This window comes from Dethiobacter alkaliphilus AHT 1 (assembly GCF_000174415.1).
In the GTDB taxonomy this organism is placed as follows: domain Bacteria; phylum Bacillota; class Dethiobacteria; order Dethiobacterales; family Dethiobacteraceae; genus Dethiobacter; species Dethiobacter alkaliphilus.
In genome coordinates this window covers 17,610-31,431 of record NZ_ACJM01000008.1, presented here as the reverse complement: position 1 = coordinate 31,431, position 13,822 = coordinate 17,610, and the positions used below count along the sequence as shown (strand labels likewise).

The window sequence follows — 13,822 nt, the reverse complement described above, 5'->3', positions numbered from 1 at the left end:
CTTTTTTATTGCTCATATAAGGGAGATGGCTCCAAATGTTTGAAATTTATTTTCCGTATAATTTTTCTGTTATCCCACAGTTTTTTTCCCGGTTTATTTTTGCGGCATGGATGACTATGCAGATTACCACCTTGGGAATTGTGCTGGGGCTTATTCTTGGCCTTGTCATTGCCTTAATGCGCATTTCTCCCATTAAAATCTTAAATGCCCCGGCCAAAGCCTACATTTGGGCTATTCGCGGCACCCCGCTGCTATTGCAGCTGTTGATAATCTATAACGGTATGGCGCCAATTATGCGCATCGAGCGCTATCCTGCAGCAGTTATTGCCCTTGGTATCCACAACGCTGCCTACCTGGCTGAGATTTTCCGCGGCGCAATCCAGTCCATTGACCGCGGCCAGCGAGAGGCGGCCATGTCTCTGGGAATGACGTCCTGGCAGGCTATGAAGCGCATTATTCTTCCCCAGGCTTTTAAAAGGGCTGTTCCTCCCCTGGGCAACCAGTTCATCATTGCCCTCAAGGACTCTTCACTGGCCAGTGTAATTGCTGTGCCTGAGCTACTGTCGCGGGCCAGACAATTTGGATCTTCAAACTTCCTGTATATGGAGATGCTGGTTATTGCGGGAATCTACTACCTGATCATGACCTCCGTTCTGACTGTTGTTGTCAATCATGTGGAAGAGCGGCTACGCGTCAGCGAGTACAGGGCATAGGGGGGACGACAATGATTAAAATTGAAGAACTGCATAAATGGTTTGGTGAACTGCACGTCCTCAAAGGAATTAACATGGATGTGGCCGACAGTGAAGTTGTGGTACTGATTGGTGCCAGCGGTTCCGGGAAAAGTACCCTGCTGCGCTGTGTCAACTTCCTGGAAATTGCCGAAGAGGGCACAATAGCCATAGATGGGAAAGTAGTAAATCCTAAAAAAGATATCAAGCGCTTGCCCGGCATCCGTCAGGAAGTGGGCATGGTGTTTCAGCACTTTAATCTGTTTCCTCATAAAACGGTAATGGATAATGTCATTGAAGGGCTGACCCAGGTAAAAAAAGTGCCCCGCCGCGAAGCTATAAAGACGGGAGAAGAGCTTTTGGAAAAGGTGGGCCTCTCCGACAAGGCTGATGTCTACCCTGCCATGCTCTCCGGCGGACAGAAACAGCGGGTGGCCATTGCCCGCGCTTTGGCCATGCGCCCCAAAATTATGCTCTTTGACGAACCCACCTCAGCCCTGGATCCGGAGCTGGTGGGTGAAGTTCTGGCGGTTATTCAGGAATTGGCCGCCGAAGGGATGACCATGATGGTGGTAACCCATGAAATGGGCTTTGCCCGCGAAGTGGCCGACCGGGTTGTCTATATGGATGAAGGCCAGATTGTGGAAGAAGGCTCTCCAGAGCAAATCTTTGGTGATCCACAAAACGAAAGAACCCAGGCCTTCTTAAGCAGAATATTATAAAATAAAAAGGAAGCGGCCACCGCTTCCTTTTTATTGTTCCAGGACTTTTTGCAACACACTGCTCAACTCTTCAATTTTATATGGCTTGGAAATACACTCCTTAAAGCCGTACTTCTTGTGGTCTGTGAGCAAATCCGAAGTGGCATATCCACTGGAGATAACAGCTTTTACCGCCGGATCAATATCCCGTAGTTTTTCTATGGCCTGCTGCCCGCCGATGCCACCGCGCACCGTTTTATCCAGAATCACCAAATCATACTTTCGTCCCTTAGACCATTCCTCCAGATAGCGCACCACCGCCTCTTCTCCGTCGGCCACAAAATCCACCACATACCCTAATAGTTTTAGCATCTCCCCCGCCATTTTCCTGACGTTTTCCTCATCATCCATGAGAAGAACCTTACCGTGACCGGTACAAATACAGTCAGGACTGCTTCGTTGTTCAATAGCGCCACTGGAAACAGGCAGATAAATATTAAAAGTGGTACCGGCACCGACCTCTGACTCCACTGCCAAATGGCCACCATGCTGCCGGACAATATTGTAAGATGTGACTAACCCCAGTCCGGTGCCTTCCTCTTTGGTGGTAAAGAAGGGTTCAAAGATTTTGCTTAAATCCTCCGGGGCAATACCGCCCCCCTCATCGCTCACTGAAATTTTTATGTACCTGCCCGGCTCTAACATAAATAAAAGCCCGTTATGTATGATGTTAAGAGTTTCAGCGCAAATCCGGATTGTTCCGCCCTCCGGCATAGCCTGAATGGCATTAATAAGCAGGTTATTCATCACCTGGCTAAACTGGCCCGCATCAATGTCCACCGGGGGCAAATCATCTGCAAAGGAAAAACTGACATTTACATTGGTTCCCCGCACCACAAAGGAAGCCGTTTCCTGCAGGAAATCCTCCAGGGAAACCACTTTTTTGCTCAAAGCAGCGCCCTTGGACAAGGTGAGCAGTTGGCGGGTCAGTTCCTTGGTCTGCTGAGCCGCATTTTCAATTTCTTTTAATTTATGCAAGATTTGCGTGTCTTTGGCGGCATACATTTTAGCGATGGACAGGTTGCCCAACACAACAGTCAGCAGATTATTAAAGTCGTGTGCCACCCCTCCGGCCAACACGCTGACGGCTTCCAGCTTAGTAGCCTGCAGGACATCTTCTTCCATCCTCTTGCGCAAACTGATATCGCGCAGCACCACCAACTCTGCCGGAGCCCCCTGAAAAACCAGGGGTGTTGCCACCACTTCCACATCCACCTCAGCTCCATCCACCGTCATGCATTGCAGTTCACTGGGCGGCGTTGCTTCATTTCTGCTGTGCATATCCACTAAACCTTTTTGTACATCCTGGCGACTCTGGTGCTGAACAAAACCAACGGAACTGCTCCCGATGAGGGCCTCCGCAGAACCGGCACCAAAAATTCTGGCAGCCGCCGCATTGGCAAATACTATTTTGTCTTCTGCACTAATAATAATGGCATCGGGAATAATCTCTATCAGGCGCCGGTATCTCTCCTCGCTTTCTTTTAACTGTTCACTGCTTCTTTTGTTGTGCAACGCAATGGAAGCAAATTCACCAAAATAAGTGCCCAACTGCACATCATATTCGGTAAAACCGCCTGGTTTATTGGCAAAAGCCAACAGGCCCGCCACTTTTTCGTTTGACCGGATGGGAATAAGAAGAATATTTTCGATGGGCAGGTGGTCTTTTGGCAACAAGTTCGCCCATTCACTTTCCAGGAAGTTGTTGTCGGAATAAACAGTACCGGTCTGATAGATGTGCGCAGCCAGGCTTTTTAGCCGCAGCACCAATGGTGCGGTCTTCTCAGACAAGGAACGCTGTTCATCAAAAAACAGCACTTCATGTGTGGAGTGATCGGAATCTGATAACAGCGCCACATAACCGTGCCCGGCACCAATCAACTGTTTACACTGGATAAAAATCTCCCGTGCCGCATCCCTAAACTGAGGATATTTTAATACTGCCCCCACGCATTGCAGCAGTGAGGACAGATCGGTCTCCCGGGTATTGCCTATGGGGTTATCACCATTTTCCTTATAACTTATCATTATACCCCCCCTAACAATAAGGGACTTGTGTTTGTGAAATTTCGCTGCCTGCTCTACCATTTCCTGCTAATAATAATTATTTTTTAACAAATTAGACATAGATTTTTAAAATTTACCAAAAAACCCCCTCTATATCTATTGGTATAGAGGGGGTTTTATTCTTAGTTTTCTTGTAGATAAGTATGAATGGCGTCGATAAAATGCGCTCCGTACTTCTCCAGTTTTTTCTCTCCCACACCGTTAATTCGTAATAACGACTGAGAGTCGGCGGGGCGCCGCTCACTCATTTCCCGCAGCGTGGCGTCGGAGAACACAACATAGGGAGGAATGTTTTCCCGGTCGGCAATCTCTTTGCGCAGGCGGCGCAATTGTGCAAAAAGGTTGTCGTCCTTTTTAACTTCCTGCTTTTGCTGGACTTTGCGCCGCACCGTTTCTCCCTGGCGTAGCACCGCCGCAGCCCTGGAGCCCAGTTTTAAAAGGGGGAACTTCCCCTCAGTGAGGCTCAGGTACCCTTCCGCAGTGAGAAAACCGATGAGGTCCTTAATTTCCTGCAGGGTCATCTCCGACATTAACCCGTATGTGGACAGTCGGTCCAGACCAAAGGATTTCAGTTTTTTGTTCTTGGATCCCTTTAGCACTTCCGCCACCATCACAGTCCCGTAGCGCTCCTTCATGCGCACCACGCAGGAGAGTACCATCTGGGTCTGTGTGGTTATATCCACCGCTTCACGGTCATCCAGGCAGTTTACGCAGTTATTGCACTCTTTGGGGGCATCCGCTTCCCCGAAATAATTGAGAATATAGGTGCGCAGGCACTGGGGGGTATGGCAGTAATCGGCCATCACCTGCAGCTTGGCAAATTCGTGGGATTTACGTTTGGGGGAATATACGCTTTGCTCAATGAGGAATTTCTGTAAAAGAATATCCTGGGGGCCAAAAAGCAGGATACACTCTCCCCGTTCTCCGTCGCGGCCGGCCCGGCCCGCTTCCTGGTAGTAGGCTTCCATGTTTTTGGGCATGTTGTAATGCACCACAAAGCGCACATTGGATTTATCAATCCCCATGCCAAAAGCATTGGTGGCCACCATCACCAATAAATCATCCCGCAAAAAAGCCTCCTGGCTCTGGGCCCGCTCTGCTTCCCGCATCCCGGCGTGATAACGACCGCAAGCCACTCCGTTTTTTTGCAGAGCTTCGTAGAGGTTATCCACTTCCTTGCGGGTGGCGGCATAAATAATGCCGGGTTGGCTGGGCCGCGCCGCCAGATAATCCAGGATAAATTCCTTTTTGTTTTCTCCCCGCAAAACTGAAAAATAAAGATTATCCCGGTTAAAGCCGGTGACAAAAGTATTGGCATCCTGCAGGGAAAGCAGCCGGGCGATGTCCTGTTTAATCTCCGGGGTAGCGGTGGCGGTAAAAGCGCCCACCAGCGGATGCCGGGGCAAGCTTTGCACAAAAGGGGCAATCTTGCGGTAACTGGGCCTAAAATCATGTCCCCACTGTGAAACGCAGTGAGCCTCATCCACAGCAATAAAAGAAACGTGGATTTTATCCACCAATTGGCGAAAGTCCTCCGCCTCCAACCTCTCCGGAGCCACATAAATTAATTTATAACGTCCTGCTGCCGCATCCAGCATTCGTTGTTTTACTTCGCTGCCTTTTAGTGAGCTGTTAATAAAGGTGGCCGGCACACCCAGTGAACCCAAAGCATCCACCTGATCTTTCATCAGAGCAATCAAGGGTGACACCACCAGTGTCACACCGTCAAAAAGCAGCGACGGCAGCTGGTAACAAATGGATTTGCCGGCACCGGTGGGCATCACAGCCAGTGTGTTCCGCTGTGAAAGCAGGCTCTCCACCACCTGTGCCTGTCCGTCTTTAAATGACGGGTAACCAAACACTTTTTCCAACACAGCCCTTGCCTCATCAGATACCACAACGCACCTCCGAACAAATGTTCTTCTTTCTATTATACCCCGCCCTCACCGGGCAGGCAACCTCTTCTGCTCAAATCCGTTAATTTTGCAGGTGGCGGTTAATAAGCTCTCTCATTTCCTGTGAAGCATAGTTTTGCATCTGGGCATTGGCCTCATAATCCAAGGTTTCCTCCAGGTAGCGCAGCTTGTATTTAAGCAGGGCTTTTTTTGTCATCCTTACCGCACTGGCAGGTTTGGCAGCAATCTGCCTGGCCGTTTCCCATACATATTCCTGCAGTTTTGGCAAAGGCACTGCCTTATTTACCAACCCCATCCGGAATGCTTCTTCACCGTCAATGAGCTTACCGGTAAAAACCAGCTCTGCCGCCCGGGCCGTTCCCACCACATGCGGCAGCAGGCAGGTGGTCCCCATTCCCGGATGAAGCCCGATGTTCAAAAACGTAAAGCCCATCTTGGCCGCTGTGGCGGCAATACGTATATCACAGCCCAGGGCAAAAGACAAACCGGCACCAATGGCATAACCGTTTATGGCTGCAATACTGGGCACGTCCAACTGCAAAACACTGAGGTAAGCTTTATAAAAGGCCAGCATTTCCCTTCTGTTTTGCTCCGGAGGCTGGTCCAGCTTATCTTTTAGCATCTGCAAATCTCCCCCGGCGCAAAAAGCCTTGCCACTGCCGGTGATAATTACCGCCTTTATATCAGGATTATTGTTAATTTCCGCAATGGCCCGGGGAAATTCCTCTGTCAGCTCCGGTGTCTGAGCATTGCGCTTTTCAGGAGCATTAAGCGTTAAAGTTGCTACACCGTCTTTTTGTTCCAGCTTTAAAGAGTTATACATACCCACACCCCTTCCTTCTCACTTATTTCGCCAAGCAAAAAGCACACCCCTTTTATTTTGCACCAATTTTGAGTGCCCAACAAAGGGGTGCGCTTTATCTATCCTGGTTCAATCCGCCAACTCCACCGAATTGGCCAGCGGCCGGTACTGCAGCCCATAGAACATATCCAGATACTGCTTTGTTTCCACCCGTCGCAAATCGGAGACATATTTCCAGAAACCGTAGATACAGGAAAGAGTGATCAGTCGTCGGGCATAAAGTTCCCAGGTATAGCGATCCAGCACCCGCTCAATACCTCCTTGGGAGATGCTGTCCCAGTGGGAAGGATCTGTGGCACTCTTTTCCATAAAATCGGCAATTTTGTTGGCCGATCTTTCACCGTGGTTGGGGTCAATATGAAAGCCGGAGACCCCTTCTTCAATGATCTCTGAAGGCCCGCCATAGCAGGTGGCAAAGGTGGGCAGCCCGGAAATCATGGCCTCAATTACGGTAATACCAAAGGCTTCAAACAGGGCCGGTTGGATGAAAGCCCCCCTCTTATCGGCCACGAAGCGGTACATCTCACTGGACAGATTTTTTTCCAGATGAAAACCCAGCCAGCGCACCTGCCCATCCAGCTCATATTCATCCATTAACTGATGCATACGGGCAATCTGGGCCTTCTCCTCGGTATCCTGCGACAATGCCGGGTCCACATGCCCCGCTTTAATCAGCAGGTTGGCAGATTTGCGCAACCGCTCATTTTTCCCGTACCACTCCACCAGGCCGGTGATGTTTTTAATGGTATCCAGCCGGGCCATGGTATACAAAAGCGGCTTTTCCTTATCGGTAAAGTGGCCGCGGATATCACTGCGCTCACCGCTGTAGACCATCTCTTCGATCTCATCATGCAGAGCATAAAGGCGACGCTTTTTCTCGGTGTAGGGGAAATAGCTCACCGGGTCAGCTCCGGGAGATACGATATTGAACTTGGGATCAAAAATATTTATTCCGTTTACCACACGGTACAACCCCGGCATGGTAAAGGCATTATAACTTTCATACTGGCCCACGGTGTCCTTTTTACCGGCAATTTCCTGAAAAGTACTGGTAATGATAAAATCCGCCGCGTTCATGGCAATTAAATCAGCGGTAAACTGGCAGGAGAAATGGTACTGCTCTTCATTATCCTTCCAGTACAAATCGGAGTAAAGATATTTGGGCTTCTCCAGGGCGTGAGCAATATTGCACTGAGTAGCACCAATCTTTTTGGCCATTAAAGTAGCCACCAGATTCCCATCGGAGTAATTGCCCAGAATCAAATCCGGTTTGGCACCAAGCTCCGCCAAAACCTCTTTTTCGGCATCCTGGGAAAAGCGCTCCAGATACGGCCAGATATTAAAGCGGGATATCCAGGGACGGACCACCTGACCGTCCGGGTTACGAAACGGCACCCTTAATATCCTGGCGTTTTCCGTACCCACTATATCTTCCAGGCGCTGATCACAGGTTGTATTGCCTGCTTCGGGAATCAGCCGCGTTACCACCAAAATCTGCGGCATTAAATCCAACCCCTGATCATAGAGCCGGGAACACATTTCTTCTTCCAGCGCCCGGACCTGGTCCAGAATATAAACAACCTGGCCGCCGGTATCCGGAAGCCCCAGAACGTTATCCTGACCAAAGTAACCGTGGGGTGAAAGGATGACAATGTTGAATATCATGGGCACGCGGCCAAGAAACATTTCCAGGTTACCCGGCTCCGCCGCTTCCAGGATATCGGATAACAGGCGCATTGTTTCCCGAATGCGGGGCAAATCCCGTCCCCACCCCGGCTCAAAACCCAACTCCTGCAGAGCAGGGCCCACATCATGCCAAGTGGTATCCTCGGACTGGTTTTCCAAATGTTCATCGGCGCTGCGCAGTGCCGACCGCAGAGCTTTAATGGTCTTAATGCGGCCGTTTAACATCAGATTACGGTCGCGGATATGGTGCCGGCGCAAAAACTCCAGAAGAATCTCCTGAGCCTTGGCCTGTTCATGGAAGAAGCGGCTGGAAAGATGACGGTTAAGAAACTGCAGGCCGTTACCAATGGAGCGGGCCTCCTTTAGCTTGGGAAAATCCCGGTTAAAAGGGTCAAAGTCCAGCTCCAGCATCCATTCTTCGTCATCATGTCCGTTTACCTGCCGCTCTTTAAACGCCAGAAACTCCGAGACGTGAATCTCATTAAACAACATGTCGTGCATATGAAAGCGATAATACTTCCACCGGGCCACATTGGGACGAGTTGCCAGATAGACCCAGGGATCGCTCAGTATTGCCTCCTGTGCATCCTTAATTAATTTACTGAGCGGCTCCAATTTTTTTACAGTCTCTTCATCCTGATTGGACAAAAAATTCTCCAGCTCATCCCGCAAGTCGGAGCCAAGCAAAAAAGTTCTATCTAACTTAAAGTAGTGTCGCAAAAGCAGATATACTGCTTCACGATGCTGAGAAAACAAATTCTCCATCGGTATCCTCCTTTAGCTCCTGCTCGGGATTACGAATGTTTCCAAGAAAGTCATAATGGTCTATGCCCTCCAAAATCCCGTTGGCGTATTCACCTTTGGCAAAATATACGCGGCTGCGCCCTTTGAGCTTTTCCAGTTCTTCACTGTGATTGGCCACCACCACACCCAATGTATTGCCGGTGAGCATCTCTTCATCATTGCCGGAGTCACCGGCTACCAAAAACCACTCCAGGGGCAATCCCCATTTGATGCTCAGATAACGAATGGCCAGGCCCTTGGAAGCCCGGATAGGCAATATATCAAGGTACTTGCCGTGGGAATAGATCACTTTGGCATGCAAATCCAGCTTGCGTAGATGCCGCTTGATTTCCCGGATGCCCGGCGCTTTTTCCGGATCATAGTAATAGCTGATTTTAAACCGCCTCTGCACCACATCGGACTGCAGCTTAAGCCCCGGAATTGTGCTCATTGCCTCCTCTATTGCTGCACGCTTCCAGCGGAAATTAATATGTTTGGCCCAACCTTTATCCTCAATCAGGTTGGGACCGTAGCGAATCTCACTGCCCACCGAGGTAATGAGGATATCGGGAACAGGCACACCCCATTCCTCCAGAACTTCCAGCGTACTTTCAATTCGCCGGCCAGTGGCAATGCCAAAACCCACCGAAACTTCAGCTGTTTTCAGCCTGGCCAGCAATTTTTCCAGACCGGCCTCATCCCCTATTAAAGTATTGTCAATATCGGAGACCAGAATACGGTCCACCACCGGCAGCTGGCTGCGGTCAAACAAGACGGCCGAACCCTGCTTTTCGTAAATAAGCCGGCTCATTTTATCCAGATATGCGCCTACATGGCTCTGCCAGGCATAGTTTTCCCGCGCTCCGCGGAGGCCGTTTTCCGACCACTGCTGCCAGCGTTTTTTATCCGTTATAGCGGATAAAATGGTTTCTCCCATGGCGTTGGCATCCAACGGATCTATGAGAAAACCGTTCTGGCAATTCTTTTGGATATCCCTGGGGCCACCGTCTTCGGTGGCCACCACCGGCAGCCCGCTGGCCGCCGCTTCAATCAGTGTCAGCCCGAAGGGCTCGGTAAGCGCAGGATTGACAAAAACACCGCCGCTGGCCGCCGCCATCCGGTATAAATCCGGCACATCTTCGGACTTATGATGCTTGGGATACGCCATTTTGCCGTACAGGTCATATTTATCGACCTGCAAAAGCATTGTTGTTAACACATTGCGTGCCCCTCTGTCCATGGCCGTAATATCATCACGGTTGCCGGCCACCACCACTAAATTGGCCGCTTCCTGCAACGCTTTGTTTTCACCGTAAGCCTGTATCAGAGTAGCTATGTTTTTGCGCTCATCGGCCCGTGACACAGCTAAAATCATAGGCTTATCAGAATTATGCAGGAAACGCTCCAGCTCTGCTTGTATAGGCGGTGACCCATCATCATCCCGGGGAGGCCTAAACTTCTCCAGATTGGTTCCCGGTGGTATCACCTGCATCCGGTCCATCACATGGTTATCGTACAACCGGTACTGCTCCTCTACCTCCTGATTGGTGCTGCCTACCACCAGCGAAGCACTGTCCAAAGCCAGCTCTTCGGCCTCTATACGTTGCGAAATATTAAACTGCGCTTCAATATTCTCCGCTTTCATACCGCTATCCAAAAGTCTCTGGCGTTTAACCCGGCCCAGTGAATGACCGGTAAAAACCAGCGGCACACGCAGTAAGCCGGCAAGCCGTGCTCCCACATAGCCGGCATCGGCGTAATGACCGTGAACCCAATCCGGTACCCGCCCCACCCGGCGCACATGCTGCAGTACCGCATCGGCAAAACTGTCCAGATACGGCCACAGCACTTCTTTGCGCAAGTAACGACGCGGCCCGCAGGGAACCCGGACAATATAGGCCCCTGGCGCTATTTCCTCTTCCCATTGTGCATAACAGGAATCCACTTTGGCGTCAATCACCTGCCGGGTCACCAGGTCAACCCGGTCCACGTCTGGATGCTCCGCCAGGGCCCGGGCCAGCTCCACCACATACAGCGTCTGCCCTCCTGTGTCCGCATCCCGGCCCAGCTCCAGATTGTGGCCGCGAATTAACCCGTGCACACTCACCAAGATGATATATAATCCTTGTTTATCACTCACTTGGCCCACTCCTTTTCGTATTGCCGGTAAAACGCCGGGTCACTGACAGTGGCCCCTTGCACACGGCAAATCTCTGCTGCAAAGTGCAGTGCCCTCTCTAAAATAACCTGCTGATCCCATCCATGCCACAGGCCCATTATTGTCACCGCACTGAAGGCATCCCCTGCGCCTACAGTATCGGCCACATCCTCCACTGACGGTGCTTTACCGGTAAAGTTTTGCTCGCCGTCATAGAAGGACGCCCCTTTATCACCGCAGGTAACAATCAGTATTTCATTTTCAAAACACCGGCGAACCTTGTCAGCCGCATCGGCGGGTAGCTTAACCAACTTTGCCACCGTGGCCAACTCCTGCTCATTTACTTTGACCCACCGGATTTTCTCCAACAGTTGGATCACACTATCGGCCTGCCACCATGGTGGGCGTAAATTTATATCCATAAAAACTGCAGGCGCTTTGTCCCGCAGTTTCTGTAACGTACCGGCGGAAACCCCATTGCGCGCAACCAGCGTCCCATGATACAAAAGCGTCGGCGCAATTTCAGAGTACACTTTTAAAGCCGCGTCGGCTTCAATAAAATCATAAGCCTGCTCAGCCAAGATATGAAAATTGGGTTCACCCGCTTCAATTTCCACATTCACCGTTCCGGTGGGATAATTATCATCAATCTGAATACCGCGGGTATCCATCCCCCACTCTTCCATGGACGACAGCACTTCTTCGCCAAAAGCATCCCGTCCCACTCTGCTGATTAAACAGGGTGAGAGCCCAAAGCCCTGCAGGTGCCAGGCCACATTAAAGGGTGCGCCACCCAAAACCCTCTTATCGCCAAAATCATCAAACAATACTTCCCCAAAAACCATTGGGCTGTTGTTTTTAACGTCGCACTTCAGCGCTTTCACCCCCACTTAATAAAAACTATGATATTTAAATTCTTGCACCACAAAATTATTTCCTGCGCCTGCCAATAACGTTAAGATTTTGATAAGAAAAAAACCAACCACCGGACCTTCAATTCCTGTGGCTGGTTTCACCTGAAAATATAATTTACTCCGGAGCTAGCGCAGCGTACATAAAGCGCAAAACACCCAGGGTGCAGCTTTGGCCCAACGAACTTTCCACATGGTATACATCTCCTTTCCGCACTTGCTATATTATATAGCTGCAGATTGAGAATGCCACCATCTATCACAAATGTAGCAGAAAAATAATAAGTAACAAGCAATAGGAACGCCATATTAAAAATTATGAGAACAGCGAATTGTAAATACGAAAAAGAAATTTACCCTCATCTGTTTCATCCGGATATATCCCTATTAAATACAAATAGCATTTTTCCGCTAGTTTATGGTTTTGTTCCTGATACTGATCAAGTGCAAAATCTCTTAAAATATAATCCAGTTCACAAAAGTATTTATCTGCTTTCTGAGCTCTGTGTTGCTCATCTGTTTCTTTACTCAGGAGAAAATCTGCAAAAGCCCGTCTGTTTTGCTGACCTATAATCAATATTTCCTTGTGGTGCAGGAACCTTAACTCCTTAGTTAACATCTCCTCAGGAATAAAAGACAAGTCCGCCGTAAAAAAACATGCTCCCATTTCCTGCAGCTCTTGATGCTGCAGAATTCTTTGTCCGTCACCTTTTCTCTCCCCTGGGAAAACCATTATACCATTTTACCTCCCTGAGTTGCTTCTAAAATTATGACTAGAGAATTTAAGTTATTAACCGTATCACCTTTCTACCAATTGTTTCCTTTTATTTATTTTTTTGGTTGGATGATGGATAAAAAAAAGGCCGATGTGAAAGAGAGATCACCATCTCTACTTTCAGCATCAACCTCATTGTTGACCTGATTGTAAATTTAGTCTATCCTATACACAATTTCTTGTCAAGACCGATTCCTATTACTAATTATTGTGGATTAGATGATGCGGATCATGCTATGCGGACAGGACTTACGGCAATAGCCGCAGAGGATACAGTTGCTGTGTTCAATGTATGCTTTTTCGTCCACCATGCTGATGGCGCCTTGCTCACAGGATTCCACGCAATTGCCGCATCCCTTGCAGAACTTCACCACATACATGCGTTTGTTACTGGCCGCTGCTTCCAGCTCTTCCTTGCTCACTTCAATCCCATTATATATCTTCAGATTGACGTCTAGCTCTTCCTTTTTCACCATTCCCACCGCCACGGCGTGGATATAGGGGAAGTCAAAGGCATAGCGCAGTGCCGCGGTTGCATCCTGGTACAGGTGGCCGCCGGCCAGGGGCTTCATGGCGTACATGCCAATACCCTTTTCATATGCTTTGCGAATTACTACTTCCGGATCCTTGTTGTCCGGATTAATCAAACCGAAGTGCAACTTGTTGAAAATAGGATGTATTACATCCATCTCCGGCCACTCGGCTGCCTGCTCCACGATATCCAAATTGTGTGTGGAGAGGCCAATAGCTTTTACCATGCCTTTGGCCTTCATTTCCTGCAGGCACTGCCAGGCGCCTTCCTGACGGGTTGCCAGATCATCTTCCCGCTGAACAGCATGCATCAGAAACACATCAATAATGTCTCTATCCAGCTCTTTGCGGGCCTCTTCCACAGCATCCGCCATCTCAGTGTAACTTTTGGCAGCGGATTTACTGGCAATCACCACGTTTCCACCAAAACCTTTTAATGCTTCCCGGATATGGCCATAAGTGCCATAGGCCTGCGCTCCGTCCAAAAAAGTAATGCCTTTTTCCAGTGCTTCACGGATTAACGGTGCACCTTCAGAAACAGCAATGTCGCGCTGCAGCGGACCCATGGTTAATGTGCCAAAAGCAATTTTTGATACCTCGATACCTGTGTTGCCCAGTTTTCCATATTCCATTACAGTTCA

Annotated in this window: 10 protein-coding genes; 2 read left to right on the top strand and 8 right to left on the bottom strand. The window is 49.4% G+C overall.

Annotation, left to right across the window (positions count from 1 at the left end):
* Nucleotides 1–35 precede the first annotated feature (35 nt).
* Both DEALDRAFT_RS08630 and DEALDRAFT_RS08625 read left to right on the top strand, forming a co-directional pair.
* On the top strand, nucleotides 36–713 hold the full coding sequence (locus DEALDRAFT_RS08630; protein WP_008516685.1) for an amino acid ABC transporter permease: 678 nt from the start codon (nucleotides 36–38) through the stop codon (nucleotides 711–713).
* An 11-nt stretch (nucleotides 714–724) separates the two neighbouring features.
* Nucleotides 725–1,453, top strand: a complete 729-nt coding sequence (locus DEALDRAFT_RS08625) for an amino acid ABC transporter ATP-binding protein (protein ID WP_008516684.1) — start codon at nucleotides 725–727, stop codon at nucleotides 1,451–1,453.
* A 30-nt stretch (nucleotides 1,454–1,483) separates the two neighbouring features.
* Here DEALDRAFT_RS08625 and DEALDRAFT_RS16015 read toward each other — a convergent pair whose 3' ends face one another.
* The 8 genes from DEALDRAFT_RS16015 to DEALDRAFT_RS08585 form a co-directional block, all read right to left on the bottom strand.
* Nucleotides 1,484–3,520: a hybrid sensor histidine kinase/response regulator gene (locus tag DEALDRAFT_RS16015; RefSeq protein ID WP_008516683.1), complete on the bottom strand. Its 2,037-nt coding sequence runs from the start codon at nucleotides 3,518–3,520 to the stop codon at nucleotides 1,484–1,486.
* A 161-nt stretch (nucleotides 3,521–3,681) separates the two neighbouring features.
* On the bottom strand, nucleotides 3,682–5,457 hold the full coding sequence (recQ, locus tag DEALDRAFT_RS08615) for a DNA helicase RecQ (RefSeq protein WP_008516682.1): 1,776 nt from the start codon (nucleotides 5,455–5,457) through the stop codon (nucleotides 3,682–3,684).
* A gap of 79 nt (nucleotides 5,458–5,536) precedes the next feature.
* Nucleotides 5,537–6,298, bottom strand: coding sequence for an enoyl-CoA hydratase/isomerase family protein (locus tag DEALDRAFT_RS08610; protein ID WP_040378787.1), 762 nt, complete (start codon nucleotides 6,296–6,298; stop codon nucleotides 5,537–5,539).
* Nucleotides 6,299–6,406: 108 nt separating this feature from the next.
* Nucleotides 6,407–8,788 carry a sucrose synthase gene (locus DEALDRAFT_RS08605; protein WP_008516678.1) on the bottom strand — a complete coding sequence of 794 codons (2,382 nt, stop codon included), beginning with the start codon at nucleotides 8,786–8,788 and terminating at the stop codon, nucleotides 6,407–6,409.
* Nucleotides 8,760–10,946, bottom strand: a complete 2,187-nt coding sequence (locus DEALDRAFT_RS08600) for an HAD-IIB family hydrolase (RefSeq protein ID WP_008516677.1) — start codon at nucleotides 10,944–10,946, stop codon at nucleotides 8,760–8,762. The genes DEALDRAFT_RS08605 and DEALDRAFT_RS08600 overlap by 29 nt, the downstream gene beginning before the upstream one ends.
* Nucleotides 10,943–11,848 (bottom strand): carbohydrate kinase family protein, encoded by a 906-nt coding sequence (locus DEALDRAFT_RS08595; RefSeq protein WP_196776610.1) that lies wholly within the window; start codon nucleotides 11,846–11,848, stop codon nucleotides 10,943–10,945. The genes DEALDRAFT_RS08600 and DEALDRAFT_RS08595 overlap by 4 nt, the downstream gene beginning before the upstream one ends.
* A gap of 343 nt (nucleotides 11,849–12,191) precedes the next feature.
* Nucleotides 12,192–12,542: a hypothetical protein gene (locus DEALDRAFT_RS08590; protein WP_143753424.1), complete on the bottom strand. Its 351-nt coding sequence runs from the start codon at nucleotides 12,540–12,542 to the stop codon at nucleotides 12,192–12,194.
* A 323-nt stretch (nucleotides 12,543–12,865) separates the two neighbouring features.
* Nucleotides 12,866–13,813 (bottom strand): aldo/keto reductase, encoded by a 948-nt coding sequence (locus DEALDRAFT_RS08585; protein ID WP_008516674.1) that lies wholly within the window; start codon nucleotides 13,811–13,813, stop codon nucleotides 12,866–12,868.
* Nucleotides 13,814–13,822: the final 9 nt, after the last annotated feature.